This window comes from Neorhizobium galegae (assembly GCF_017877055.1).
In the GTDB taxonomy this organism is placed as follows: domain Bacteria; phylum Pseudomonadota; class Alphaproteobacteria; order Rhizobiales; family Rhizobiaceae; genus Neorhizobium; species Neorhizobium galegae_D.
Map to the genome: position 1 here is coordinate 159,148 of NZ_JAGIPG010000004.1, position 23,941 is coordinate 183,088.

Below are 23,941 nucleotides of genomic sequence, written 5' to 3' on the forward strand. Positions count from 1 at the left end.
AGCTCAACCGCAGCGGCCACGGGCAATTTTCTAGCTAGGTCCTCACCGATCCGATCAACGAATGAAGGTCGTGATGGGCTGGCACCCCGTCATGTGCTCAAGCGGTCGGAACCGTCCCACCGTCGATCACATGCTCTGTCCCGGTAATTGACGCTGCTCGGTCCGATGCAAGGAATGCAATCAGGTCGGCGACTTCTTCCGGCTTAGCGGGTCGTCCGAGCGGTATGCCGCCGAGCGAGTTCATGATGACCTGCAACGCGTCATCGTAGCTGATACCGGCTTGCTCGGCTATGCGCAGGGCCAGACCATTGGACCCCGGACTGGCGATCCAGCCGGGAGAAACCCGCACCACCCGCACCCCCTTCGGAGAAACCTCCTTGGAGATGCTTTTGCTATAGGTGTTGAGTGCTCCCTTGGCCGAGGCATAGCCGGTCGTCGCCTCCGGTAGCGGGAGATTTCTCTGGATCGAGGTGACATGGATGACGACACCACGTCCCTGAGCGACCATGCCGGGGATCAGAGCGCGATCCAGCCGGACCGCCGGGAAGAAGTTGAGATTGAACTCCTTGTCCCACTCCTCGTCGTTGAGCGCAGCGAAGCCGCCTGAGGGCGCCGACGAGCCGCCCAGCACGTTCACAAGGATATCGAGTCCGCCAAGATCCCGATGCACCGCATCGACGACAGCTTGAACCCCCGCCTTGGTAGTCAGGTCGGCTTCGACGAATGCCGCACCGGAGAAATCCGCCGGCTTGGTGCGAGCGGTGGTGAGCACACGGGCACCAAGCTCCTGGAACAGCGCCACGGTTGCGGCGCCGGCGCCCGAAGTGCCGCCGGTAATCAGGGCACGCCGCCCCTGCAATGTGAGGAACGGGGTCATACGGTGATCTCCAGTTCGGCGACCTTGTCGCCCGCGAGGACGAAGAGGAACCGCAGATCAATCGGGCTGCCAGGGAAGGTGCCGACGGCATGGGCCGCCACCTGGGTCTTGCCGTTCTCAGTGGCGATCAAGAAGGGTTCCACCGTGTAGCTGTATTGCCTGCTTTCATCAGCCATCCACTTGCGAATGGCATCACGACCCCTATGGGTCTTGCCCTTATCTTTCACGCTGCCGTTTTCGGTGAAGGCGGCTGCGACAGCATCGGGGCTGCCGTCCCGGTCGGCGTCGAAATAGGCTTCGATGCTTTTGGGTAGTTTGATCGTCATTTTAGTCCTCCAATCATGTTTTCAGCCCTTACCGGCTGCGGGCCGCGACCCTCTTGAGGCCGACCAGGACAATCTAAGGCTGGATGATTGACATGATAACTGGGACAAAGCAGGATGAGGCATTGCGGAAAGAGGGATAATGACGCGATCTGTTCTCGCCGACCTGGATGCTGTTCTCGCCATCGCCCGCCAAAGCTCGTTTCGCGCGGCCGCGCTCGACCTCGGCATGTCCACCACAGCCTTGAGCAATGCCATCGCAAAGCTTGAACAACGCCTGGGCATTCGCCTCTTCAACCGAACAACGCGGAGCGTCTCGCTCACCGATGCGGGAAGGACCTTCGTCGAGCGCGTTGGCCCCGCGATGACCGACATCCACGATGCCATGCTCGCGGCTCAATCGCTCCAAGAGACTCCAACCGGCACATTGCGCATCAATGCATTTGCGTCGGCAGCCCGAGAGGTGATGGCGCCAATCATCCTCTCCTTTCTGCGGCGCTATCCGCAGGTGCATGTCGATCTGGTCACGGAGGGGCGGCTCGTCGACATTGTTGCGGCCGGCTTCGACCTGGGCCTGAGGCCGGCCGATCTGGTGCCGAATGACATGATCGCCGTTCAACTCGGTCTGGAGCGCAGGAATGCCGTCGTCGCATCTCCGGACTTCCTGCGCACTCATGGCACACCAATCGTTCCGGCCGACCTCTACCGATTCCGCTGCATCCGTGCGCGTCTTCCCAACAACGCCTTGTTTCGGTGGAAATTTGAGAAGGACGGGAATGCTGTCCAGATCGATGTGCAAGGCTCGATCACCCTCGATGAATCAAGCCTTGTCAGGATCGCGGCTCAGGATGGAGTTGGTCTCGGATACGTCATGGAGGCGGATGTGCGCGATGACATTGAGGCCGGGCGACTCGTGCGGGTTCTTGAGGACTGGACCCCCTCTTTGGCGCCACTAGCGCTGTATTACCCTGGCAGGAAGAATCCGCCGGCTGCCTTTACTGCGTTCATTCAGGCTGCCCGCGATTTTGCCAATAGATGATTGCCCAGGTGCACAGATCAACGCTTTCGGGACATTGTTGCAGCAAAGCCCGCAGTTGAAGGGCTACGAACCGCATACCGCTTCATATCGTAATCTTTGCAGTTGGTGGGTTCAGAACCGGCGGCTCCTCGCCTTAGCCGTGGCTGCGGCAGGATTGCGCCAGAAGGTGATATCCGTCTGGGCGTCGATCACGGTCGTTCTTCGATTCCATTTCAGTCGCTAAGGGCTCATCGGTCATCCCCCACTAGCGGGCATTCCATTTGGCAGCGTCCCGTCGGTTCTGCAGGAGGGCGTTGGACGGTTGGCGGAAAGGAAATGGTTTTGCAAAGCAAAGGCGACCTTATCGCAAGTAGGTCGGAGCGAGTCACTTCGCTGAATTTCAAGCCTGGCCGTCTGCGTCGTCGTCCTGAATGACTTGATAGCGACCGACTGAAAAAATCAGGCAAGGTCGCCGATTAATCCAACCGCTCGCGGGTCTACATCTGTCAGCGCACGCTGATGCCGTTGAGGAACAGATCAACGAGATGAGCGACGCGCGTTTTCGTTGGGCCGTCCTTATCGAGCGCAATAGAAATTGCGCTAACTACATAGATAAGATCGGCGAAAGTGACCTCCCGCCGGATCATGCCAGCTTCTTGCGCGCGCCGAAGCAAGCGATTGCCTTCGGCGGTAATTGCATTGCAGCCGGGCGTACCACATTCAATGACCATCCCCAGAGAAGCGGCAAGACTTTGATAGGTGCTCGTGCTCATCGAAAGCTCTTCGAGATACGCGCGCATGGCGGCGTTAGGATCATGATCTGCATCTCGCGCGCGGCTTGCTTCCGCGACGGACAGGAACCTCCCGTTGCTGGTGGCGGCTAGGAGCTCTTCGCGTGTCGGGAAACGGCGATACAGCGTGCCAATTCCAACCTTCGCGCGCTTCGCGACTTCCTCCAGCGCAACTCCCGCTCCCCTTTCGAGAAACAATTCTTCCGCCGCGACGAGAATACGTTCGCGGTTGCGTTGTGCATCGGCTCGCAGCCCAGACTCGTCGCTCATTTTTTCCTACACAGTCTTGCTAAGTGGAGAGTGCCTCCTTATTAAAAGTGGAGCAACCCTCCATTTTTGTATAAAGGCATTCGGATGACTGGGCGATTTGAAAACAAGGTCGTAGTGATTACCGGCGGGAGCGACGGTATCGGCTTGGCAACGGCAAAACTCTTCGCAGAGGAAGGCGGCCGAGTTTACATTACCGGACGCCGGCAGGAACTGCTCGATGAAGCTTTGAAACATATCGGCCACGGGGCTATCGGGGTACAAGGCGATGTCACCAACCTCGCCGACCTGACTAGGCTCTACGAACGTATCGAGCGTGACCACAACAAGGTCGATGTTGTTTTCGCCAATGCCGGAATTCACGAGGTTGTTCCGCTCGAGGCGATCGACGAAACTCACTTCGACACCATGTTCGGCCTGAACGTTAAGGGTATGGTCTTCACCGTGCAGAAAGCACTGCCGCTTATGACCGACGGAAGTACGATCGTCCTCAATGGCTCGATCGCCGGCTCTAAAGGACTACCAGGTCAGTCGCTTTACAACGCCAGCAAGGCAGCAGTTCGCTCGTTCGCGCGAAGCTGGACGACCGACCTCAAGGAGCGAGGCATTCGCGTCAACGTCGTGGCACCTGGCGGTACTGAGACACGCCTTATTCGCAGCTATCTTGACACGCGACCGGGAGCGGAAGACGCCCTGACTCAGGGGGTGCCGCTTGGGCGATTGGGACAGCCGGACGAAGTGGCGCGGGCGGTGCTCTTCTTGGCATCCAAAGATAGCAGCTTCGTCGCTGGCCACGAACTCTTCGTGGATGGTGGCGTCGCAGCCGTCTGACAGGACAGACCAAGGGCCGCTTGATCGGCCTAGTCGGCGCTGTCATGGGGCGGAAACAAACATGCGGCCCGCCATGGGCCTCAGTGCCGGATGCGTGAGCAGCCGCTGGACAAGTGATCGTCACCGGGATCGGCGGAGACGGCCGAAGAGCCGGCTCCGTGCCGTCGGCATAGAGCGCGCTCCGCTCGCACCGAGCGGATGGCCAGAACAGTGCGAACATTCTTTGAGACACAGGCCGTGGTCCACGGCGGTCGTTTCCCACGAGGCTCCGGAAAACCCTACGGCGCTATATGGGAGCGCGGGTTTCCTCCGCCTGCTACGCTTGCCTGCGGCTCGCTCCGCCCGGCGGCGCTGCGGCTGGAAACGACATGGACAGCGCTGCGTGCAGACTTTGCTCGCCGATCGCACCGGCGCGACGTAAACGACCGCCCGCGCCATGATCAGCGCCGCAAACAGGGCGCTCGGACTCGAGTCAATCCGACCACCACGAAATTTCGGTCCGGGTTCAGGCAGGCTTGCGAATCACATAAGTGTGTGCTTATGTGTCTCCATGATCGAACATGATATTTTCCGCGCTCTGGCGGATCCGACTCGCCGCACGATATTCGAAAAGCTGGCGAACGGCAGCATGAATGCCAGCACCCTGCGTCAGGGAATGGATATCAGCCAACCGGCGATGTCTCAGCATCTCGCCGTATTGCGAGCGGCAAGGCTGGTGCGGGAGCAAAAGGAGGGCCGCTTCGTGAACTATGAAGTCGATCCGGACGGGCTGGCCCTTATCGCGCAATGGCTGGCGAAATACCGCGCCTACTGGCCGGCTCGCATCGACGCTCTCAAGCTCTTGCTGAAGGATATGGATCAATGAACGACGTGAAAACCGAAGTGCAGGCGAAGGTGCAGGAAAGCGGTTTCGAGCAGAGATACGAACTGGACGCGTCGCCGGAGAAGGTCTGGCGGGCTATCAGCATCGCGGAATTCCGGGAGAAGTGGCTGCCGAGGGAGGCGCTTGCCGATCCGCAGTCGCTCTCCGAAACGCCGGGCAAGGAAATCCGCTACAAATTGCACGATGATACCCCGCCGTACCTCGAAAGCACCGTCACCTTCACGATCGCCCCGAATGGATTGGGCGGAACCAGCCTGCGGATCGTCCACGAGCTGACCGGCGCGACCTTCGAGCGGCTGACGAAAACGGTCGCCAACGGCAACAGCCAGACCCTCATGCTCGCCGCCTGACGCGGCAAGCCTTCCCCAAAATCTCGAGTGATTGGAGTTCGCCGATGCGCGAAGTGATGCAACTCGTCCCTATGGTCGTCGAACAATCCAGCAGAGGAGAGCGGTCTTTCGACATCTATTCCCGCCTGCTTCGTGAGAGGATCATCTTCCTCAGCGGGGAGGTAAACGACACCGTCTCGGCACTTGTCTGCGCACAATTGCTGTTTCTCGAAGCCGAAAACCCCAAAAGGCCGATCCATCTCTACATCAATTCGCCAGGTGGCGTCGTAACCAGCGGTCTCGCGATGTACGATACGATGCGTTACATTCACGCCCCGGTGCATACGCTGTGCATGGGGACCGCCCGCTCGATGGGCTCGTTCCTGTTGATGTCCGGCCAGCCAGGCGAACGCACTGCGCTTCCCAATGCCAGCATCCACATTCACCAGCCGCTGGGCGGTTTCCAAGGTCAGGCATCGGACATGCTGATCCATGCCGAGGAAATGCAGAAGACCAAGCATCGCATGACACGGCTCTACGCGAAGCATTGCGGCCGCACCTACGAAGAATTCGAGCAAGCGATGGATCGCGACCGCTTCATGACGGCGGAAGAGGCATTGGAATGGGGCCTGATCGACCGCATTCTGCAGATTCGGGAAGATGCCATCGACCACGTCGATGCGACATGAAACGAGCCTGGCGCAATCCGGAAACAATGTGCCGCGCTCCGTCAGCATTTCCTCGACCAGACGCAGGCTCAACGGGAACCGGTAATAGAGCCAGACCGCATGGGCGATGATCTGCGGTGGGAAACCATGGCGCTTGCAGCTGACGGCAGACATTGTCATGCTGCCGTCCCTATGCTGCAAATGCTGATGCGGGTTTACGCGACAACACCGGTGGGGCCTATTCGGCCGCCACCTTCCTCGCCCCGGTACCATCAAGATGGGCGATGACTTCTTCGACATGCATGACGTCCGCATATTTGTGATGCAGGTCGAAGAGGTTCATCTTGTGGACGAGTTCATGCCGGTCGTAGGTGCATTCCTCGACAAGGCTGACATGCAGGCCGTTGGAATAGCCATCGACGCAGCTGGAGCGAACGCAGCCGCTGGTGCTTTCGCCGCAGACGATCAGGCTCTGCACGCCGAGAAGGTTGAGGTGCGAGATGAGCGGCGTGCCCTGGAAGATGCTGGCGCGTTGCTTGCGAATGACGACGTCGCCTTCCTGCGGCGCGAAATCGGCCCAGATCTCGTAATCGTCGGCGAAGCGCTGCACAGCGGAAGGCTTCTTGCGCCGCGTCGCGCCGACACCCTGGGGTGCCGCCATCGGGCGGTTGTCGGAAGTGCAGTAGAAGATCGGGATGCCGGCGGAACGCACAGCGGCGATCAGCTTCTTGGTCGGCTCGATTGCCTTGTGGGCATAGATGCCGCAGCTGCTCGGATACTGATCAACCAGGCTCACCGGCGCAACCGGACCGCCGCGATAGGCGAGATTGTAGAGGTCGATCAGCACGAGCGCCGGGCGCGGGCCGACGAAGGTTTCGCGCTGGTAGGGGGCATAGAGCTTCACGAGATCGGCGGGAATGACATCCGCCCAGGCATGGTCTTCAAAACGGTCGGGGGTCATAGGTTCCTCCTTTGATATTGGCGGCTGGGCAGTCTCCGCCCGGATCAGGCCGGGCGGAGACTGGAGATCATTCGGCAGCGATACGAGCCGCCATGCCCCGGCCGGAAGGCAGGTCGAACATGCCGTCTTCAAGCGTGTTCAGATATTCGACCACCTCCTCGCTGGGGCGGACATTGGCATATTTGGCATGCATGTCGCAGAGGTTGATAGCGTGGCTTGCCTGGCTGCGGTCGAAGCAGCCGTCTTCGACAACGGTCAGCCGGAAGTTCTGCGAGAAGGCATCGAGCACGGTCGCCCGTACGCAACCCGAAGTGGTGGTGCCTGTGACGATCAAGCTGTCGCAGCCGAGGAGCTGCAGGTAGGACTGCAGCGGCGTGCCCGCAAAGCCGGAAGGCTTCTGCTTGCGGACCACGAGGTCCTGAGGACCGGGGGCGATCTCGTCGACGATGTCGTTTCCGTCGCGATTGGTCACTTCGGTAACCGGCGTTTCGCTGCGCCGGCTGGACTTCCAGCTCCACGAGCCAGAGTCCCAGTTGTCGGCGCGGCGCGTGCCGGTCGTGTAGATGACCGGAATGCCCTTGCCGCGGCAGACCGCGATTAGTTTCTGCAGGACGGGGATCGCTTCCCAGGCGTCTTCGCCGCAGGAGGTGCGCCATTTCTTGATGCTTTCGAGGATCGGCTTCGGCTCCTCGTCGCAGAAGGCGTAGTTCACGTCGATGATGACGAGGGCAGGCCGTTTGCCCCATTCGGCCAGCGCACCGAAGCCGGCTGCGGCGAACACCGCTTTGTCGCGCTCGGTCAGAAACTTGTCCCAGATGCGTTCGGTCATGTCAGTCCTCCTTTGGGGGGTGATGGCTCGCGGCATTCGCGGCACTGGTGCGCAACATGTGGCTGGCATAAGCCGAGAAACCGAACATGGTGGCGACCAGGACCGCACCGCCCGCGAGGAAGGCGGTGGTCAGTCCGACGAAGCTGCCGAGCACGCCGAAGAGCGCCGGGCTGATCGTTTGGGAAAACCGGTTGACGAGCAGGCGCAGCCCCATAAGCTTGCCGTGTTGGTTCTCACCGACGGCATCGACCATGATCATCATGCTCACTGGCAGGTTCACGCCCGCTGCGGCACCGAGGATGAACATCAGCAGATAGGTCAGCACCGCATTGGGCGCGGCGATCGGTGTCAGGACGACGCAGATGGCGGCGACAAGGCCGGCAGCGGTGAGGATACGCTCCAGCGAGAAGCGCCGCATCAGCGCCTTGATGACGAAGCGGCTCAGCATTCCCGCCAGTCCCTGCCAGGAAAGGAGCGCGGCGATCTGGAAGGCGGAATAACCGAACTGGTCCAGATAGACTGGCAGGAAGCCGCTATAGAGCGCCTGGATGTACATGATGATGAATGTGCCGACGAGGCCGAACTGTACGGGGCGGTGCGCGGTGAGGCCAATCCCCTGCCGGTAGCTCGTCGTGACGCCACGAAACGATAGGATGGAGCGGATTTCCCCGTCTTCGGGAACCGGGTGTGGGTAACGCCGGCTGAGCCAGGCGAGCAGCAGCATGAATACTGTGGTGGCTACGGCCGAGGCGATGAAGGTGGATCGATAACCTTCCGCAGGAAGCGTAAAGCAAGACGCGAGGAGCCCGCCGATCAGCGGCCCGAGCATGCTGCCGCCGGACATCCACATGGAATAGGTGGTGATCGCCTTGTTGCGGGTCTCCCGGTCGCCGGTTGACACCAGAACCTGCAGCGCTGTGGCCATGATGATGATGCAGGCGCCCATGAAAAGCTGCGAGATCGTCAGCATCGGCACGCTGATCGCGAAGACGGTGTTGAGCAGCGAAATCAGCAGCAGGACCGCGCCGACCTGCAGCATCTTCATCGGCCCGATGCTGTCGATCAACTGGCCTGTGGGCATGGCGATGATGATCGGCAGCAGGGCGCGTGAGGTGACGATCAGGCCGATTTCGAGTGTCGACGCTCCCATTTCGGCGGCATAGAGCGTGAAGAACGGCGCCGCCATGCCGGTGATGGCGAAGAACAGGCCTCCGCCGAAAATCCCGAAGCGCCGAAAGGTATTAGCTTGCATAGTGGCACGCCGTCTCGCGGGTTTTTGAATAGGGTTTCAGGACCATCTTGTGGGTGCGGCAATAGTCCGTCGCCTTGGGACAACGGGATGCGAAGGAGCAACCGACCGGGAGGTTGAGCGGGCTCGGTAGCTCGCCCGACAACGGTTTCTGGATGCGCGCTTCTTCCGCCTCGGGATCGGGGATCGGCACGGCCGAGATCAACGCCTGCGTATAGGGGTGAGCCGGATTGTTGAAGACCTCGTCGGCCGGGCCGTATTCCACGACTTCGCCGAGATACATGACGGCGATCTTGTCGGAGATATAGCTGACCGTCAGGAGATCGTGGGAGATGAAGACGAAGCTGACGCGGAGCTTCTGCTTGAGATCAACGAGAAGGTTGATGATCTGCGCCCGTACCGAGACGTCGAGTGCTGACGTCGGCTCGTCGGCCACGACCACGGAGGGTTTCAAGGCGAGGGCACGGGCGATGGCGATGCGCTGTCGCTGGCCGCCGGAAAGCTGGCTCGGGTAGCGATGCATGTAGCTTTCGTCAAGGCCGACCTGGCCGAGAAGTTCGCGCACGCGAGTCTCGCGCTCGGCCTTGGTACCCCAGCCTGTCACGACCAGCGGTTCCTGGATGATGTTGAAAAGCGTCATCTTCGGATTGAAGGACGAGGACGGATCCTGGAACACCATCTGAGCCATGCCGTCGATAAAGATATCTCCGGATGTTGCCGGATCGAGGCCGAGGAGAAGTCGCGCGACGGTGCTCTTGCCGCAGCCAGATTCGCCGACGATGCCGAGCGTTTCGCCCTTTCGGATACGCAGCGAAATGCCGTTGACGGCCCGCACCGTGGGCGGTTTGCGCCAAGGCAGGGAGCTGCGAGTGGTGAAATGCTTGTGTAGGTTGTTAATCTCGACGACGACGCGGTCCTCGCCTGCATCCGCAGCCGGTTCCATCGGTGGAATGAGGGCGCGCTCCATCTGCCGGCCGGCGCCGAGGCCCTCCGGCAGCCAGCACGCTGCAGCATGGCCGTGGCCGCGCGGTTCCAGCTCAGGAGCGACCTCGAAACAGCGGCGATGCGCGCCGGCACAGCGGTCCTTGAAGGCGCAGCCCGTCACGGGCAGTTTCATGTCCGGCGGGAAGCCCGGAATCTGCGCCAGCCGGCGGCGCTCCAGCTGATCGACCGGCGGGATCGTATCCAGCAGGCTCTGGGTATAGGGATGGCGCGGGCGGGCGAAGATGTCCTTGACCGGGCCGAACTCGACCAGCTTGCCCGCATACATCACGCCCACCTTGTGGGCGAAACGGGCGACGAGCCCGAGGTCGTGGGTGATGAAGATCATCGCCGCTCCGGTCTCCGCCGTCAGCTCCTTCAGGAGCTCGACGATCTGCGCCTGGATCGTCACGTCGAGCGCGGTGGTGGGTTCGTCGGCGATGACCAGCCGCGGCCTGCACGACAGGGCCATGGCGATCATCACGCGCTGCCGCATGCCTCCCGACATCTCGAACGGATAGGATTCGATGCGGCGGGCGGCGTCGGGAATGCCGACGCGGTCGAGCCAGCTGATTGCTTCGGCCCGGGCCTTTTCCCGTGACAGGCCGAGATGGCGCATGATCGGCGGGATCATCTGGTTGGAGATCCTCATCACCGGGTCGAGGGACGACATGGGGTCTTGAAAGATCGTACCGACCAGGCGACCGCGCACCTCGTTGAGCTGACGTTCGCTCAACCGGTTGAGATCGCGTCCTTCGAGATTGATTTCGCCGGAGACGACCTTGCCCGGATAGGCGAGGAGGCGCAGCAGCGACATCGCCATGGCGCTCTTGCCGGAGCCGGATTCGCCGACGATCGCGACACGTTCGCCCTGGTTGATCTGGAAGGAGACGCCGTTCACCGCCTTGACGGTGCCTTTGTCGGTCAGAAAATGCGTATGCAGGTTGCGGACGTCGAGCAGCGCGCTGCGAATGGGGCGGAGTTCGTTCATCGATTTTGATCCCGATCTTGAGCCACGGTTGTTTGCGCGAACGTCATTTGCGCGAGCGGGGGTCGAGCACCTGGCGGATGCCGTCCGACAGGAAGTGCAGGCTGATGGCGATGAGCAGGATGACCGCTCCCGGCAGGGTGGAAATCCACCACGCCTGTTCGAGATAGGTCTGGCCGTCGCGGATCAGGTTGCCGAGCGAGGGGGCGGGCGGCATGATTCCGAGCCCGAGGAAGCTCAGGCCCGCCTCGACGAGGATGGCGTTGGCGGCCGCGATCGACGCCGCCACGAGAAGCGGTGCCAGCGTGTTGGGGACGATGTGCCGGGTCATGAGCCACATCTGCGATGCCTTCACCGTGCGGGCGGCGTCGATGTAGGCCCGTGATCTCAGGCTGAGCACCAGCGATCGCTGCAGCCGGATGAAGCGTGGCACGTCGGACAGCGAGATGGCGAGCACGACCGGCAGCATCCCCGTCCCCATGACCGATACGAGGCCGATGGCGAGCAGCAGCGAGGGAAAAGCGAGGAAGATGTCGGTGATGGTCATCATCACCCGGTCGATCACTCCGCCGAAGAAACCCGCCAGAGTTCCCATGACAAGGCCGACGGTAAGCGACAGCAGCGCCACCGCGAAGCCGACGAACATGGAGATCTGCACGCCGGCGAGCGTGCGGCTGAGAATATCGCGCCCCATCCGGTCGGTGCCGAACAGATGCACGAATGACGGCGGCTTCGTCATCGCGCGCAGGTTGGTCTCCAGCGGGCCGGGGATCGGCAGGAACGGACGGAACACGGTCAGCAGCAGGATGGGCACGAGGATCATCAATGCGAGCTGCACCCGGCGATTGGACAGGAGCCGGATGGTCCCGTTCAGGCTCGAAAAATTGAACTGGATGGATCGATGGGCGGGCAGGGGGATAGAGATGAGGGCCATGATTCTGTCTCCGGATCAGAACTGCACGCGCGGGTCGAACACGCGGTAAATCAGGTCGGTGGTGAAATTGATCGCAACGAAGATCATCGCGTAGAAGACGATCAGGGTTTGAACCATCTGATAGTCGCGGCTATTCATGCCGCCCACGAGAAGGTTGCCGATGCCCGGCAGGGTGAAGATGAACTCCACGATGACGGTGCCGTTCAGAAGGTTGCCGAAGCTCAGCCCGATCACGGTAACGATGGGCAGGGCGGCGTTTTTCAAAGCATGGCGGAAAAGCACGTGCAGTTCCGACCAACCCATCGAGCGGGCGGTCCGCACATAGTCCTCGTTCAGCACTTCGAGAACCGAGGTGCGGGTGATGCGCGCCAGCGTCGCGATCTGGGCCATCGACAGGACGAGGACGGGAAGGGCGATGCGGCGCAGCAGCATCGCCGGATCGTCGAGCGAGACCGTGCCGCTCGCTGGAAACCATCCGAGCGTGAGCGAGAAGATCAGCAGACAGACGAGCGAGGTCCAGAACGGCGGCATCAGGTCGAGCACCATGGCGACGCCGGTGATGATATTGTCCAGCATCCGGTTGCCCTTGTGGGCCATGTAGGCGGCAAGCGTTCCGAGCGGGATCGAGATCAGGACCGTCAGGAAGATGGTGCCGAGCGCGATCGACACCGTGACCGGCAAGGCGCCGAGGATCAGGCCTACTATCGGCAGCTTGGTGGTGACGGTCGTGCCGAAGTCAAGCACCGCCAGGCGGCCGAGGTAGGTCAGGTATTGAACTGGAAGGGGATCGTTCAGCCCCATCTGGCCGCGCATCTGATCGAGCGCAGCGCCGGAGAGGTTGTCGCCGGCCATTGCCGAGATCGGATCTCCGGGTATCAGTCGCATGGTGAAAAACACCAGGGTGACGACACCCAGAACCGTCACGAACAATTGGACAAGACGCTTGAAGCTATAGGTCAGCATGGCCGGCGATCCCCTTTCGGTTTACTTGTCGACTTCCCAGAAATTCACTTGCGCCAGGTAGTTGATGTTGACGCCGGTGACGTTGGGCTTGCTGGGCCAGTAGACATTGTTGGCCAGGGCAGGGATGTAGGGAAGATCGGTCATGGCGATCTTCTGCGCCTTGGCGTAGAGGCCCATCCGCTTTTCCGGATCGGCTTCGGCCCGGGCGGCCTCGATCGCCGATGTCAGTTCGGGATTGTTGTAGCGGGCGCCGTTCAGACCCTTGGGCGCGATGTTGTCCGGATGCAGATAGCTGAACAGGATCATGTCCGGGTTGACCGCCGGCAGAAGGCGGGTGGCCGTCATGAAGTCGCCCTTGTTGCGCCGCTGGTTGAACGTCGGCGTATCGACCAACTCGAGCTCCATCTTGATGCCGACCTGGCTCAGGTAGTCGATTTCGAACTGCTGCTGCTCGGTGACGCCCTGCGCCGAGGTGTTCAGGGATTTCAGCGTGAAGCCGTTGGGGTAACCCGCTTCGGCCAAAAGCTTCTTGGCCTTTTCGGGATCGTATTTGTATTCCGGCGCGTCCTTCGAGAAGACGTCCATCCACGGCATCAGCATCGAATAGGCGGGCGCCTGCAGCGTCGGCGCGATCGCCGCGGTGATTGCCGGATAGTCGATGGCATAGGCGATCGCCCGGCGTACCCGGACATCCTTGAGGATCGGATCCGACAGGTTCATGACCTTGATCGACGATGCGTAATTGTCGACATGGTTCATCTTGAACCCGGCATCCTTGAGGATCTGGAGCTGTTCCTCCTTGCTCTGGCGCATCAGGAGGTCGATCTCGCCGTTGCGCAGCGCGATGGCCGCGGTGGCATCGTCCTTGATGATGTGGAAGTCGAGGGTCGCGATCGGTGCCGGACCCTTGTAGTAGCCGTCATGGCGCTTCAGGACGATCCGGGAGTTGACGTCGATGGAATCCAGGTAGTAGGGGCCGGTCCCGACGGGTTTCCAGCGCACCTGGCCGCCGGCCGCTTCGATCGCTTCCTTCTTGACGATCTGGCCCTGGTGGTAGTTGGCCACCGTGTGCAGGAAGCCGCCGTTTGCCGCCTTCAGCTTGATGACCACGGTATAGGGATCGGGAGCCTCCATCGTGTCGATGCCGGTCAGTTCCGAAACGTAGGGGGATGCGGTGGCCGGATCGAGGACGCGCTTATAGCTGTAGAGCACGTCCGCCGCGGTGAACTCTCCATAACCCTTCTGCCACTGGACGCCCTTGCGCAAGTGGAAGGTCCAGGTGACGTTGTCCTTGGTTTCCCAGGACGTGGCGAGATCCGGGACGATCTGGCCCGTCTTGCTGTCATAGGTCGTCAGGCCGCTGAAGATGTTGAAGGCGATGTTCTCGTTTTCGATGCGGAAGATGTTGGACGGGTCGAAGCCCGCCGGGTCGTCGTAGAAGCGGACGATGAGGGTCTTGTCCTCCGCCGCGGCGGAAACGCGGGCCGGAGATACCGCGGCCAGCAGGGTGGCGCCGGCAAGGAAGGCGGCGGACAGCCAGGATCGACTGGAAAATTTCATTGTTGGTTCCCTGTGTTACGCGGCTGACAAGGGGAGGAGGCCGCGCCGACTGGTGGAAAGGGATGGCCTGCGCGAGGAAGCCGCGCAGGCCGGAAGCACAGGTCAGCTTGCCTTCCGCAGCGGCTCGGCCATGCCGGCGAGATATTCCTTGGCCATGTCGAGGGAGACCACGTCGGCATATTTGTGGTGCATGTCGTAGAGGTTGATGTAATGCGAGGCTTCGGTGCGGTCGAAGACGCATTCCTTGACGACGCCCATGCGGAAGCGTGCCGTCGCGCCGTCGACCACGGTGGCACGGACGCAGCCGGACGTGGTTTCGCCGCAGACGATCAGCGTGTCGATGCCGAGGCTCTGTAGCTGGAAGGCAAGCGGTGTGCCTTGGAAACCGGACGGGGCAGCCTTTTCGATCACCAGCTCGCCGGCGATTGGCTTGACCTCGTCGACGATCTGCTGGCCCTTCTCGATCATCTCCTGCGGCATCTTGGGCTTGGCACGGTTGCGGCGACCCCACGGGTTCACCCCGGAATGCAGCCCCTTGACGTGGATGACCGGCACGCCGGCGTTGCGCGCTACGGCCAGAAGTTCGGCGGTCTTGTCGACGGCTTCCCAGCCTTCGAGCCCGGTCGAGCCCTTCCAGGTCTTCATGGACTCGAAGATGTCTTCGCGCTTCAGCCCGAGGACCGAGTAATAGATATCGATGAGGAGCAGCGCCGGCTTTTCACCGAAGCCGTTCAGCTCCTTCTTTCCCCAAAGCTCCGTATGCTGCTTGTCGCGTTCCGACAGATAAGGTTCCCATCCATATTCCATTGATCCAACCTCCGTTGCGGTTTTTGTCCTGACGCAGGCGTAATGCGATGGTGTGGGCTCCAACATGCCTAGTAGATTGCCAATTACATACCGCAATCCGTAGCAGATTTGCCTATTTATGCATCACGCTATTGAAATGCTAAGAATTACGGCATGCTTTAGTCAAACGAGTATTTTCAAGGGTTTCCATAAGGTGTACTAATGTCTCCATGCATGTGCCCCCACTCCATCTGCTGCGTTCGTTCTCCGAAGCTGCCCGGCTCGGCAGTTTCTCCCGCGCCGCAGAGACGCTGAACGTCACGCAGTCGGCGGTAAGCCAGCAGATACGCCAGCTGGAGCTGCAGGTGGGGACACCGCTCTTCCAGCGCGCCGGACGGCAGATTGCGCTGACGGATTTCGGACGGGTCTATCTGGAACTGGTCGGAGGGCCGATCACGGCGCTCGAGGAAGGGCATACGGCGCTGAAGGCGATGACGGGGCGAAGCTCGGTCGTCTTGCGGCTGTCGCGGTCTTTCGCCCTGCACTGGCTTGCGCCGCGCATGCCGGACCTCGCCCGCCGGCACCCCGATCTTTCGGTGACGTCGCTCTATCTCAATCCCGGCGACGCACTGGATGCAAACATCAGCGACGCGGTGGTGCTATCCACTCACCGGCAAAGCGAACTCTCTGATTTCATTATAGAACCGCTATTCGTCACGACCTTGTGCCCGGTTGCTGCGCCGAGCCTCGGTCCGGTCGATATCGAACGGCTTTCGGACTATCCGATCATCCACACCCTGCGCCGCTACAACGACTGGCAGACATGGTGCGAAGCCGCCGGGGTCCCTGTCGTCCCGCGCGACCACGGCTGGTCGTTCGAGAGTTCGAGCATGTCCTATGCGGCGGCCGAACATGGCCTGGGCATCGTGATGGCGGAGATCGAATTCGTCGCCGACGCCATCGCCCAGGGACGGCTTCGGCAGATCTCCCCGAGCGTTGCAAGCTCCGAACACCATTTCCACATCGCCTATACCCGCAGCCGCTACAGCCGGCCTCCCATCAAAAAGTTCCGCGCCTGGTTGCTGGAGCAGACCCAGCCGGCGGGTGGCAGTGCGAGCGCGTAAGCAGAATTGTCATCGAGATTGTTGATTGGCTCGGGGCTCCTGAGACGCACGAGCATGGGTCTTGGGCCGCACCTGTTGCATTCGCGGGACCGAACGGGGTAATTCTCCCCGCATTCTTATCCTCTATTTGCCTGGGGGGAGAATATGCCGATTCGTCGATGGCAGTCGGCGAACCGGCGCTTCAAGGCTATTCGACGGTGTTATCGCGTAAGCCCCGCATCAGCATTCGCAGCATAGGGACGGCAGCATGACAATGTCTGCCATCAGCTCCAAGCGCGATGGTTTCCCACTGCAGATCATCGCCCATGGGGTCTGGCCCTATTACCGGTTCCCGTTGAGCCTGCGTCTGGTCGAGGACGGAAAAGCCGTCATGTTGTCTCGACGCTTCGACCGGAACGGCGCCATCCGCATTCCATTTCTGTCAGCGATGGCAATGATGGGCGCCAAGGATGGCGAGCGCGGCAGTTACCCCGAAATTGTCGATGCGCTTGCGCAACACGGCGCGCAGGGGAAGACGGACGCCCATGCTCTCTATCGTCGGGTGGTCTTCAACGTGCTGATCTCCAATGTCGACCATCATCTGCGCAATCATGGATTCCTGTGGTTGGGTAAGGCCGGCTGGTCGCTGTCGCCGGCCTACGACCTGGCGTGAGACCGCCAAGGCAGTTGGCGCGCGGAGCAGCGAAATCAATCGCATGGTCAGTGCTTTTGAGCATGACGACCTAAAGCGAGCGCTTGCTTTATAGCTATTTAAGTAAATTAAAATGTTTTAGTCAAAACGTGAACAATGCCGGTGAGGGGCGGCCCAGCGAGGTGGCTTACAGGCTAAAAAGCCAAGCCGGGTCACCAAATTCTACAACTCGCCTTAGGAAAGTCCCTCCTGCCAAGCCTGGTACACGGTCCTTATGCTGGGGCGAAAACCCAGGCTGCGGGCGAGAGATGGGTCGACGTGCAGGTACCATGGATTTGCAAGGGGTTCGGAACTTGAAACCAACCGGGACCCAGCCATGCCCGCAAGTTCGTAGATGGAGGAGGGCGCTTCGTCGGCCAAGTTCACGACGTGTCGATCGAAAGCACCATCCAGCGCCAGCGTGACCGCCTGGGCGATGTCACGATGGTGGATCGTGCTCATGCGTTGCGCGGGATGCCAGGTGCTGACGTGCTCGGGAAGAGATTCGAGATGTCCGTCACCATCGCCATAGACGAAGGGGAAGCGAAGGATCGACCAGTTCAACCCGCTTTCGCGCAGTTCCTTCTCCGCGGCCACCTTGCTTGCGGGATAGGCGTGCTGTGGATCGACAGGGTCGTCTTCCCTTCCCGGATGCGGATTGTCCTTATTGTAGACATGGCTGGTGCTCGACATGATGAACCGCGCGTCGGGAGCATGGGCCTTCACGGCGGCAATCAGGTTGCGTGTCCCGTCGAGGTTGCTCTTCCAGATGAGATCGGCGTCTTGCGTGCGAAACACGGCTGCCAGATGCACGACAGCAGAAACCCCGAGGACGGCGCTCGTCAGGGTTGAGGGATCGAGAATGTCGCCCGTCACGGCTTCTATTCCTTCGGGGCAGCCCTTGCCCGCCCGAAGCAGGACGCGGCAGGCAAAGCCGGCCTCCGCCAGCCGCGGCAGAAGTCGCTCACCAACGAGCCCGGTGGCTCCCGTGATCAATACGGTCATTTGCTCAATCCTTTCGCAACAGGGTCTGCAGCCGTTCGGTCGCTGATTTGAGAACACGGATGGTCGTGGCCAGATCCGCCTCGTCGATCCCGCCGAAGGCAGCGTCGTGAATGAAAGAAAGATCAGGAATCCGGCGCCATAGCGCTTCCCCTGCAGCCGTCAACGTCAGCAGACGTTGACGTTGATCGCCTCCGTCCGATTTCTGCACGATCAGGCCCTTGCGGACGAGCGTGGCGATGATTCCACTCAAGGTCGCGCGTTCGAGCTCGAGTGCGCGGCCTAGGTCGCGCTGGACGGACGGGCCGTTGTTGACGAGATACCAGAGGACATACCATTGTGTGGATCCCAGATCGAAGGGCCGCAGACGCTCGTCCATGAGGGCCCGACCCGCGAAGTAACACCGCTTCGTCCATGCTCCCACGGAAAGATCTTTGGTGTCCGCCTGATCACGCATGGAAAAGCCTTGTTCATTTCGTTCGCTACCATACGATAGTTGCAAGGTAGCGAACGAATGTCAAGGCTCGATGCTGTCGGGTTCGGCGGTGTTCTCCGAGTGCTGGGCCAGAACGCTGGACGGCCGCCATCGACGAACGTGGCGCATGGCTTCACGGCAGCTTTGGCCTTGGAGCGTTCCAGATCGACCTCGCCGGCCCGGCTCGGTCGTGACTGTCACGCCGGCGATATCAGGGGCGGATGTTATCGCCACCGCTTTACATGGTCGATGAGTGCTCAAGTTTCGGAGGGAGATTGCGCCGGCTGGGGTAATAAAGAAAGAAGCCGGCAAACGGTGGACAATACTCCTGAAGGAGAGGGACCAACTGACCGGATTCGACATAGGGTTTGAAGGTGCCCTCCATCCCGAAGGTGACCGTTACGCCCGCCGCGCCTCGAGCTCGATTGTACGCCTGCCCGGATTGCCGTACGGCGTCGGCCTTTCCGTTCGCGCAACCAGTACTCGCTTACTATACCAATTCGGCAATTAGGCCTGATCTCCAAGGTGATGTTGGACCCACTTCACCTCTTCCGATGCGGTACGCCCGAAATGCCGTTTGAAATCGCGGCTGAATTGGGCGGGGCTGACATAGCCGACCGATGCAGCCACATCTGCAATTGTCCCGCTCTTGCGGGCGATCATCAGCCTTGCCTCATGGAGTCGCAGCGCTTTCACATACTGCATCGGACTTGAGCCCGTCAGGTCCTTGAAATGAACGTGGTACGAAGGGACACTCATTCCCACGCTTTTAGCGAGATCCGCGACGGCGATTTCGGCTGCGTAATTCTCCCGCAACCACGCCACGCTCTCGACCAGCTTTCCCGACGTTCCTTTCCGCTGCAAGGCCGCGATCACTGCGCCACCTTGCGGGCCTGATATGACCCGATAATGCAGTTCACGCAGGATAGAGCCTCCAAGCACGGCGACCTCGATCGGGCTACCGAGCATCATCAGCAAGCGTAGCAGGACGCCCTCAATGTCTTTGCTCATTTTGCTCGAGAGGAGCCCTATCGGCTTGGCGCTTGCGGGACCGGCGTGTTTCTCGACCTGCATGGCGATCTCGGCCGCCATCTGCATGTCGAATTCAAGATAGATAGCCAGCAGTGGCCGCTGTGGACTGGCCGTAGACGTCATCCGGAAGGGAACGGGTACCGAAACGGCAAGATAATGGTCCTCGTCGTAGAGGTAGACTTCCCCGTCCAAGATGCCGTGCTTGCTCCCCTGCAATACGAACACGGCCCCCGGCTTATAGAGAACCGGAACGTCATTAAGCACCGTTTCCGTACGTAGGATCCGGACGCAGCCGAGCGCAGTCTGATTGTAGCCGAGACGGGGAGCTCGGTGTCCAGCCAAGGCGACAAGCTGGTCATGTGTGGAGGGCGGCTTTTTGCAGTTCATAGGATTTGACAAAAGTTTGAGAGAATTAGCAATCGAATTGACGCGGTCTCTAGATTATCTGGCACATCGACGGTTAATCGAGGAGTTTCAGATATGTCGTCAAAGACTTTCTTCATCACGGGAGCGAACTCGGGTTTTGGGCTGGCGATTGCCACTGCCGCAATCGAAGCCGGTCACAAGGTCATCGGGACCATCCGCTCCGAAGCCTCGCGTGACGTGCTGTCAAAGAATCTCTCAGCGCTCCACCCGGTTCTTTGCGACGTCACCGATTTCGGGCGCATTCCTGCCGTGGTTCAGCAGGCGGAGGAAGAACACGGCCCAGTCGATGTGCTGATCAACAACGCAGGATACGGGCACGAGGGTGTGCTTGAGGAATCGCCGATCGAGGAGATGCGCCGCCAGTTCGACGTGAACGTGTTTGGCGCCGTCGCGGTGGCCAAGGCGTTTCTTCCAAGGTTCCGTGAACGCCGCAGCGGCTTTATCGTCAACGTCACGTCGATGGGCGGCATGATCACCATGCCCGGTATCGCCTATTACTGCGGCAGCAAGTTCGCACTTCAGGGCATTTCCGAGGTCATGCGTTCGGAAATGGCGCCGTTCGGTGTTCACGTGACAACCCTTTGCCCCGGCTCATTTCGTACAGACTGGGCAGGTCGTTCAATGGTCCGTACGGACCGTTCTATCCAGGATTACGACAACCTGTTTAATCCGATCCGAGAGGCGCGTCAGGCAGTGAGTGGCAAGCAGCTCGGTGATCCTCAAAAACTGGCCTCCGCCGTGCTGGTCCTCGTCGAGTCCGATAATCCTCCGCCGCAACTTCTCCTTGGCAGCGATGCGCTCAAGCACGTGACGGCGCGGATCGAGCGTCTGCAGCAGGAAATCGAAGCGTGGAAAGATGTGACGGTCTCCACGGACGGCTGACGTAAGGCGAATTTTGTTCTTGACCTTCTGCCTACTAGAAGGTAGACAGGTTGCATGAGCAATCTTTCAACCACCTCGGACGACATTCTGGCATCCACCCGAAACCTCCTGATGAGCGGCGGCTACAATAGCTTCAGCTACGCCGATATCTCGGAGATTGTCGGCATTCGCAAGGCCAGTATCCACCACCATTTCCCCAGCAAGGTTGATCTGGTGCGTGAACTGGTCAAGCGTTATCGGGAGGATGGTCAGGCAACCGTGGCAGTCCTCGAACAGAACGTTCCGAATGCACTGGACATCCTCAAGGTCTACGCAAACCACTGGGCCAAATGCATAGAGGACGCGAGCAGACCGTATTGTGTCTGTGCTCTGCTTGCCAGCGAGTTGCCCTCCCTCCCGCCGGAAGTCGCCATAGAGGTGACGGCATTCTTTCGCTTCATCTCTTTGTGGCTGGCTTCGGTTATGGAGCGCGGCTCCAGGCAAGGTACTCTGACGCTCACCAGTGAACCTCACGTCGAAGCCGAAGCATTTCTGGCGACGGTTTATGGGGCGATGCTTTCCGCGAGAGCCTACGGGAAACCGGAGGTTTTCGGGACGATCCTTGCACCAGCTCTCAATCGTCTCACGCCCACCGTCTCCCACTAATCCTGCGGCAGCCTAGCTCCTCAGGTACGCTCGCGTTCAACGGAACTACCAACTAGTAGGAAGAGAAAATGAGAAATATTTTCCCAGTCTTGGCCCTCGGCCTGGCGACTATCCTTTCCGCATCAACCGTTGCGGCACCCGCTCGTGCCGAAGATAAGAAAGCCGCGCCGATCCACGTCCGCGGCAGCGTAGTCACCTTTGCGGGATCGACGCTCAAGGTGAAGACCCGCGAGGGTGAGACTGTCGATATCGCGCTTGCCGACGACTGGAAGGTCGCCGGTGTCGCAAATGCCAAAGTCACTGACATCAAGCCCGGTGATTTTGTCGGAATCGCATCCCTTCCGAAGGCAGACGGTGGCGATGGCGCGCTTGAAGTCCTTATTTTCCCGCCGGCTATGAAGGGCCTTGGCGAAGGTAGCTACGGCTGGGATCTGAAGCCCGACAGCAGCATGACCAATGCGACGGTCGCAGATGCCGTTAAAGGCGTCGATGGCCGGACCGTTACCGTCACCTATCATGGCAAGGAAAAGAAGATCGCCATTCCGGATGGGACGCCTGTCGTGACCATTGCTGCGGCCACCAAGGATGATCTCATTCCCGGCGCCGTTGTCTTCATCACTGCCGAAAAGGCTGCGACCGGGCCCGTCGCCCACCAGGTGGTCGTCGGCAAGAATGGCGTGGTTCCCCCCATGTAAGCCACGCCGTCACTGGCCGGAGCAGCCGCCTCTGCTTCGGCCAGTTACAACGGATCGATGCTGCTTCATCTGCAGCCGTGGAATGTCACAGACGAGAGACGCTGAGATGAGCGCAAACGCCTCCAATGACAATGTCCAATACCCTCGGACGATCTTCATCCGCCGCCACTCCGTCGTGACCCGGCTCACGCACTGGTTGAACGTGCTCTGCCTGAGTTTCCTTCTCTTGAGCGGACTGCAGATCTTCAATGCCCACCCCGAGCTCTACTGGGGACATTACGGCGCGAATGGCGATCCTGCGGTGCTGACCATTGGCTCTGATGACGAAGGCGGCAATCCGGGTGGCTTCGTCCGCATCGCCGGACTAGAGATTCCCACGACGGGCGTCCTTGGCGTTTCCCAGGTTGATGGCCAACAGGCCTCACGCGCCTTTCCATCCTGGGCAACCATCCCTTCATTCCAGGATCTTGCGGCTGGACGGCGCTGGCATTTCTTCTTCGCCTGGCTGTTTGTGATCAATGGCATTGTCTATCTCGGTTTCAGCGTGCTGAGCGGACATTTCCGCAAAGACTTGGCACCAAAGCCCCATGAGCTTTCGCCGCGCCACCTCGGCCGCGAAATCCTCGACCACGCTCGGTTACGCTTTCCGGAAGGGGAGGAGGCCAAACATTACAATGCCCTTCAAAAGCTCACCTATCTGGCGGTCATTGTCATTCTGCTGCCTCTGATGGTTCTGACAGGCCTGACGATGTCACCCGGGGTTGACGCCGCTTTCCCCGCCCTCGTCGAGATCTTCGGCGGGCGCCAATCCGCGCGGACCATCCATTTCATCACAGCGTCGGGGCTGGTCATCTTCGTCATCGTCCATGTGGCAATGGTCGTCCTATCCGGGACTTGGAACAACATCCGCTCGATGATCACTGGACGTTATGCTATCCAGGAAAAAGGCCCACAATCATGAGCAAGCTTCTCACCCGACGCCGCTTTCTCATCGGCGGCACGCTTGGCGCAAGTGCTCTGACCCTTTCCGGGTGTGATCTGCTGGACCAGAACGCCGACTTCGCCAATGTCCTTCGCTCAGCCGAGCACCTGACCATGAAGGCGCAGAGACTGATTCAGGGGCGCGATGCGCTGGCGCGTGAGTTTGATGAAAAGGACATCTCTCCCTCCTTCCGTGTCAATGGAACGAGTGCTCCCGACAGCGAGGAATATGCGGAACTGTTGGAAGGCAAGTTTGCAAACTGGCGACTGAAGATCGACGGTCTTGTTGATCGGCCGCAGGCGTTTTCGCTCGCCGATCTGAAGTCGCTTCCCTCCCGCACCCAGATCACCCGCCATGACTGCGTCGAGGGCTGGAGTGCGATCGGCAAATGGACGGGCGTTCCGCTCTCCCAACTGTTGCTTCTGACCGGGATCAAGCCAACGGCGCGCTATGTCGTACTGCATTGTGCCGACGAACTCGAAAAGACGCTCGATGGAAGCGGCCGCTACTACGAGAGCATTGATCTCATCGACGCGGTTCATCCGCAAACCATCCTCGCCTACCAGATGAACCGCCAGGACCTCAGCGTCGGTCACGGCGCCCCCTTGCGTCTCAGGGTCGAGCGGCAACTGGGTTACAAACAGGCCAAGTACATCATGCGCATCGAACTGGTCGATAGCTTCGCTGGCCTGTGGGGCGGGAACGGCGGCTATTGGGAAGACCGCGGCTACGAATGGTACGCCGGTATCTAAGGCCATCAAATGGTAAAC

The 23,941-nt window shown here is 60.4% G+C and carries 25 protein-coding genes and 4 pseudogenes; 13 read left to right on the forward strand and 16 right to left on the reverse strand.

What is annotated here, in order from left to right; translation table 11 throughout:
* Window positions 1-97 precede the first annotated feature (97 nt).
* Together J2857_RS23955 and J2857_RS23960 are read right to left on the reverse strand one after the other, a co-directional pair.
* Complete coding sequence (locus J2857_RS23955; protein WP_210012612.1) at window positions 98-877, reverse strand: SDR family oxidoreductase; 780 nt, start codon at window positions 875-877, stop codon at window positions 98-100.
* Window positions 874-1,203 (reverse strand): nuclear transport factor 2 family protein, encoded by a 330-nt coding sequence (locus tag J2857_RS23960; RefSeq protein ID WP_210012613.1) that lies wholly within the window; start codon window positions 1,201-1,203, stop codon window positions 874-876. The genes J2857_RS23955 and J2857_RS23960 overlap by 4 nt, the downstream gene beginning before the upstream one ends.
* A gap of 139 nt (window positions 1,204-1,342) precedes the next feature.
* Between J2857_RS23960 and J2857_RS23965 the strand changes: the two genes are divergently transcribed.
* Window positions 1,343-2,239 (forward strand): LysR family transcriptional regulator, encoded by an 897-nt coding sequence (locus tag J2857_RS23965; RefSeq protein ID WP_210012614.1) that lies wholly within the window; start codon window positions 1,343-1,345, stop codon window positions 2,237-2,239.
* 485 nt (window positions 2,240-2,724) lie between these two features.
* On the opposite strand, the gene J2857_RS23970 is transcribed toward J2857_RS23965, so the two are convergent.
* Window positions 2,725-3,279 carry a TetR/AcrR family transcriptional regulator gene (locus J2857_RS23970; protein ID WP_210012615.1) on the reverse strand — a complete coding sequence of 185 codons (555 nt, stop codon included), beginning with the start codon at window positions 3,277-3,279 and terminating at the stop codon, window positions 2,725-2,727.
* An 84-nt stretch (window positions 3,280-3,363) separates the two neighbouring features.
* On the opposite strand from J2857_RS23970, the gene J2857_RS23975 reads away from it, so the two are divergent.
* The 4 genes from J2857_RS23975 (at window position 3,364) to J2857_RS23990 (ending at window position 6,008) form a co-directional block, all read left to right on the forward strand.
* Window positions 3,364-4,107, forward strand: coding sequence for an SDR family NAD(P)-dependent oxidoreductase (locus J2857_RS23975; RefSeq protein ID WP_210012616.1), 744 nt, complete (start codon window positions 3,364-3,366; stop codon window positions 4,105-4,107).
* 550 nt (window positions 4,108-4,657) lie between these two features.
* Window positions 4,658-4,972, forward strand: coding sequence for an ArsR/SmtB family transcription factor (locus tag J2857_RS23980; RefSeq protein WP_029792733.1), 315 nt, complete (start codon window positions 4,658-4,660; stop codon window positions 4,970-4,972).
* Entirely contained in the window at window positions 4,969-5,340 is a 372-nt protein-coding gene (locus tag J2857_RS23985; protein WP_210012617.1) for an SRPBCC family protein, read from the forward strand. Before J2857_RS23980 ends, J2857_RS23985 begins: the two co-directional genes overlap by 4 nt.
* Before the next feature lie 44 nt (window positions 5,341-5,384).
* Window positions 5,385-6,008 carry an ATP-dependent Clp protease proteolytic subunit gene (locus J2857_RS23990; RefSeq protein ID WP_210012618.1) on the forward strand — a complete coding sequence of 208 codons (624 nt, stop codon included), beginning with the start codon at window positions 5,385-5,387 and terminating at the stop codon, window positions 6,006-6,008.
* A gap of 30 nt (window positions 6,009-6,038) precedes the next feature.
* On the opposite strand, the pseudogene J2857_RS23995 reads toward J2857_RS23990, so the two are convergent.
* From J2857_RS23995 to J2857_RS24035, 9 genes and pseudogenes are all read right to left on the reverse strand, one after another.
* Window positions 6,039-6,167, reverse strand: a pseudogene (locus tag J2857_RS23995) (IS6 family transposase); the annotation flags it as partial.
* A gap of 58 nt (window positions 6,168-6,225) precedes the next feature.
* Complete coding sequence (locus J2857_RS24000) at window positions 6,226-6,948, reverse strand: isochorismatase family protein (RefSeq protein WP_210012619.1); 723 nt, start codon at window positions 6,946-6,948, stop codon at window positions 6,226-6,228.
* A gap of 67 nt (window positions 6,949-7,015) precedes the next feature.
* Window positions 7,016-7,777 carry an isochorismatase family cysteine hydrolase gene (locus J2857_RS24005; protein WP_210012620.1) on the reverse strand — a complete coding sequence of 254 codons (762 nt, stop codon included), beginning with the start codon at window positions 7,775-7,777 and terminating at the stop codon, window positions 7,016-7,018.
* A gap of 1 nt (window position 7,778) precedes the next feature.
* Window positions 7,779-9,029, reverse strand: coding sequence for an MFS transporter (locus J2857_RS24010; RefSeq protein WP_210012621.1), 1,251 nt, complete (start codon window positions 9,027-9,029; stop codon window positions 7,779-7,781).
* Window positions 9,019-10,998 (reverse strand): ABC transporter ATP-binding protein, encoded by a 1,980-nt coding sequence (locus J2857_RS24015; RefSeq protein WP_210012622.1) that lies wholly within the window; start codon window positions 10,996-10,998, stop codon window positions 9,019-9,021. The genes J2857_RS24010 and J2857_RS24015 overlap by 11 nt, the downstream gene beginning before the upstream one ends.
* 43 nt (window positions 10,999-11,041) lie before the next feature.
* Window positions 11,042-11,929, reverse strand: a complete 888-nt coding sequence (locus J2857_RS24020; protein ID WP_210012623.1) for an ABC transporter permease — start codon at window positions 11,927-11,929, stop codon at window positions 11,042-11,044.
* Between the two features lie 15 nt (window positions 11,930-11,944).
* Complete coding sequence (locus J2857_RS24025; protein WP_210012624.1) at window positions 11,945-12,892, reverse strand: ABC transporter permease; 948 nt, start codon at window positions 12,890-12,892, stop codon at window positions 11,945-11,947.
* A gap of 21 nt (window positions 12,893-12,913) precedes the next feature.
* Window positions 12,914-14,452 (reverse strand): ABC transporter substrate-binding protein, encoded by a 1,539-nt coding sequence (locus J2857_RS24030; RefSeq protein ID WP_210012625.1) that lies wholly within the window; start codon window positions 14,450-14,452, stop codon window positions 12,914-12,916.
* A gap of 102 nt (window positions 14,453-14,554) precedes the next feature.
* Window positions 14,555-15,259: an isochorismatase family protein gene (locus tag J2857_RS24035; RefSeq protein ID WP_210012626.1), complete on the reverse strand. Its 705-nt coding sequence runs from the start codon at window positions 15,257-15,259 to the stop codon at window positions 14,555-14,557.
* Between the two features lie 209 nt (window positions 15,260-15,468).
* On the opposite strand from J2857_RS24035, the gene J2857_RS24040 reads away from it, so the two are divergent.
* From J2857_RS24040 to J2857_RS24045, 3 genes and pseudogenes are all read left to right on the forward strand, one after another.
* Window positions 15,469-16,362, forward strand: coding sequence for a LysR substrate-binding domain-containing protein (locus J2857_RS24040; protein WP_210012627.1), 894 nt, complete (start codon window positions 15,469-15,471; stop codon window positions 16,360-16,362).
* A 247-nt stretch (window positions 16,363-16,609) separates the two neighbouring features.
* Window positions 16,610-16,720 (forward strand): annotated as a pseudogene (locus tag J2857_RS31035) (IS6 family transposase); the annotation flags it as partial.
* Window positions 16,721-17,108: pseudogene (locus J2857_RS24045) on the forward strand (HipA domain-containing protein); the annotation flags it as partial.
* Between the two features lie 119 nt (window positions 17,109-17,227).
* On the opposite strand, the gene J2857_RS24050 reads toward J2857_RS24045, so the two are convergent.
* From J2857_RS24050 to J2857_RS24060, 4 genes and pseudogenes are all read right to left on the reverse strand, one after another.
* Window positions 17,228-18,037: an NAD-dependent epimerase/dehydratase family protein gene (locus tag J2857_RS24050; RefSeq protein WP_210012628.1), complete on the reverse strand. Its 810-nt coding sequence runs from the start codon at window positions 18,035-18,037 to the stop codon at window positions 17,228-17,230.
* A 4-nt stretch (window positions 18,038-18,041) separates the two neighbouring features.
* On the reverse strand, window positions 18,042-18,413 hold the full coding sequence (locus J2857_RS24055) for a MarR family winged helix-turn-helix transcriptional regulator (RefSeq protein ID WP_245363781.1): 372 nt from the start codon (window positions 18,411-18,413) through the stop codon (window positions 18,042-18,044).
* Between the two features lie 320 nt (window positions 18,414-18,733).
* Window positions 18,734-18,918, reverse strand: a pseudogene (locus tag J2857_RS31040) (LysR substrate-binding domain-containing protein); the annotation flags it as partial.
* Window positions 18,919-19,016: 98 nt separating this feature from the next.
* Complete coding sequence (locus J2857_RS24060; protein WP_210012630.1) at window positions 19,017-19,928, reverse strand: AraC family transcriptional regulator; 912 nt, start codon at window positions 19,926-19,928, stop codon at window positions 19,017-19,019.
* Between the two features lie 93 nt (window positions 19,929-20,021).
* On the opposite strand from J2857_RS24060, the gene J2857_RS24065 reads away from it, so the two are divergent.
* The 5 genes from J2857_RS24065 to J2857_RS24085 all read left to right on the forward strand — a co-directional run bounded on the left by J2857_RS24065 (window position 20,022) and on the right by J2857_RS24085 (window position 23,923).
* Window positions 20,022-20,849 (forward strand): oxidoreductase, encoded by an 828-nt coding sequence (locus J2857_RS24065; protein WP_210012631.1) that lies wholly within the window; start codon window positions 20,022-20,024, stop codon window positions 20,847-20,849.
* Between the two features lie 54 nt (window positions 20,850-20,903).
* Window positions 20,904-21,494, forward strand: coding sequence for a TetR/AcrR family transcriptional regulator (locus tag J2857_RS24070; RefSeq protein ID WP_210012632.1), 591 nt, complete (start codon window positions 20,904-20,906; stop codon window positions 21,492-21,494).
* A gap of 68 nt (window positions 21,495-21,562) precedes the next feature.
* Window positions 21,563-22,189 (forward strand): hypothetical protein, encoded by a 627-nt coding sequence (locus J2857_RS24075; RefSeq protein WP_210012633.1) that lies wholly within the window; start codon window positions 21,563-21,565, stop codon window positions 22,187-22,189.
* A 106-nt stretch (window positions 22,190-22,295) separates the two neighbouring features.
* Window positions 22,296-23,150, forward strand: coding sequence for a cytochrome b/b6 domain-containing protein (locus J2857_RS24080; protein WP_210012634.1), 855 nt, complete (start codon window positions 22,296-22,298; stop codon window positions 23,148-23,150).
* Entirely contained in the window at window positions 23,147-23,923 is a 777-nt protein-coding gene (locus J2857_RS24085) for a molybdopterin-binding protein (RefSeq protein ID WP_210012635.1), read from the forward strand. Before J2857_RS24080 ends, J2857_RS24085 begins: the two co-directional genes overlap by 4 nt.
* Window positions 23,924-23,941: the final 18 nt, after the last annotated feature.

What these genes read in the sequence shown, in the direction of transcription:
- J2857_RS23955 (WP_210012612.1), bottom strand. Translation starts at nt 877, where the DNA reads ATGACCCCGTTCCTCACATTGCAGGGGCGGCGTGCCCTGATTACCGGC.
- J2857_RS23960 (WP_210012613.1), bottom strand. Translation starts at nt 1,203, where the DNA reads ATGACGATCAAACTACCCAAAAGCATCGAAGCCTATTTCGACGCCGAC.
- J2857_RS23965 (WP_210012614.1), top strand. Translation starts at nt 1,343, where the DNA reads ATGACGCGATCTGTTCTCGCCGACCTGGATGCTGTTCTCGCCATCGCC.
- J2857_RS23970 (WP_210012615.1), bottom strand. Translation starts at nt 3,279, where the DNA reads ATGAGCGACGAGTCTGGGCTGCGAGCCGATGCACAACGCAACCGCGAA.
- J2857_RS23975 (WP_210012616.1), top strand. Translation starts at nt 3,364, where the DNA reads ATGACTGGGCGATTTGAAAACAAGGTCGTAGTGATTACCGGCGGGAGC.
- J2857_RS23980 (WP_029792733.1), top strand. Translation starts at nt 4,658, where the DNA reads ATGATCGAACATGATATTTTCCGCGCTCTGGCGGATCCGACTCGCCGC.
- J2857_RS23985 (WP_210012617.1), top strand. Translation starts at nt 4,969, where the DNA reads ATGAACGACGTGAAAACCGAAGTGCAGGCGAAGGTGCAGGAAAGCGGT.
- J2857_RS23990 (WP_210012618.1), top strand. Translation starts at nt 5,385, where the DNA reads ATGCGCGAAGTGATGCAACTCGTCCCTATGGTCGTCGAACAATCCAGC.
- J2857_RS24000 (WP_210012619.1), bottom strand. Translation starts at nt 6,948, where the DNA reads ATGACCCCCGACCGTTTTGAAGACCATGCCTGGGCGGATGTCATTCCC.
- J2857_RS24005 (WP_210012620.1), bottom strand. Translation starts at nt 7,777, where the DNA reads ATGACCGAACGCATCTGGGACAAGTTTCTGACCGAGCGCGACAAAGCG.
- J2857_RS24010 (WP_210012621.1), bottom strand. Translation starts at nt 9,029, where the DNA reads ATGCAAGCTAATACCTTTCGGCGCTTCGGGATTTTCGGCGGAGGCCTG.
- J2857_RS24015 (WP_210012622.1), bottom strand. Translation starts at nt 10,998, where the DNA reads ATGAACGAACTCCGCCCCATTCGCAGCGCGCTGCTCGACGTCCGCAAC.
- J2857_RS24020 (WP_210012623.1), bottom strand. Translation starts at nt 11,929, where the DNA reads ATGGCCCTCATCTCTATCCCCCTGCCCGCCCATCGATCCATCCAGTTC.
- J2857_RS24025 (WP_210012624.1), bottom strand. Translation starts at nt 12,892, where the DNA reads ATGCTGACCTATAGCTTCAAGCGTCTTGTCCAATTGTTCGTGACGGTT.
- J2857_RS24030 (WP_210012625.1), bottom strand. Translation starts at nt 14,452, where the DNA reads ATGAAATTTTCCAGTCGATCCTGGCTGTCCGCCGCCTTCCTTGCCGGC.
- J2857_RS24035 (WP_210012626.1), bottom strand. Translation starts at nt 15,259, where the DNA reads ATGGAATATGGATGGGAACCTTATCTGTCGGAACGCGACAAGCAGCAT.
- J2857_RS24040 (WP_210012627.1), top strand. Translation starts at nt 15,469, where the DNA reads ATGCATGTGCCCCCACTCCATCTGCTGCGTTCGTTCTCCGAAGCTGCC.
- J2857_RS24050 (WP_210012628.1), bottom strand. Translation starts at nt 18,037, where the DNA reads ATGACCGTATTGATCACGGGAGCCACCGGGCTCGTTGGTGAGCGACTT.
- J2857_RS24055 (WP_245363781.1), bottom strand. Translation starts at nt 18,413, where the DNA reads ATGGACGAGCGTCTGCGGCCCTTCGATCTGGGATCCACACAATGGTAT.
- J2857_RS24060 (WP_210012630.1), bottom strand. Translation starts at nt 19,928, where the DNA reads ATGAACTGCAAAAAGCCGCCCTCCACACATGACCAGCTTGTCGCCTTG.
- J2857_RS24065 (WP_210012631.1), top strand. Translation starts at nt 20,022, where the DNA reads ATGTCGTCAAAGACTTTCTTCATCACGGGAGCGAACTCGGGTTTTGGG.
- J2857_RS24070 (WP_210012632.1), top strand. Translation starts at nt 20,904, where the DNA reads ATGAGCAATCTTTCAACCACCTCGGACGACATTCTGGCATCCACCCGA.
- J2857_RS24075 (WP_210012633.1), top strand. Translation starts at nt 21,563, where the DNA reads ATGAGAAATATTTTCCCAGTCTTGGCCCTCGGCCTGGCGACTATCCTT.
- J2857_RS24080 (WP_210012634.1), top strand. Translation starts at nt 22,296, where the DNA reads ATGAGCGCAAACGCCTCCAATGACAATGTCCAATACCCTCGGACGATC.
- J2857_RS24085 (WP_210012635.1), top strand. Translation starts at nt 23,147, where the DNA reads ATGAGCAAGCTTCTCACCCGACGCCGCTTTCTCATCGGCGGCACGCTT.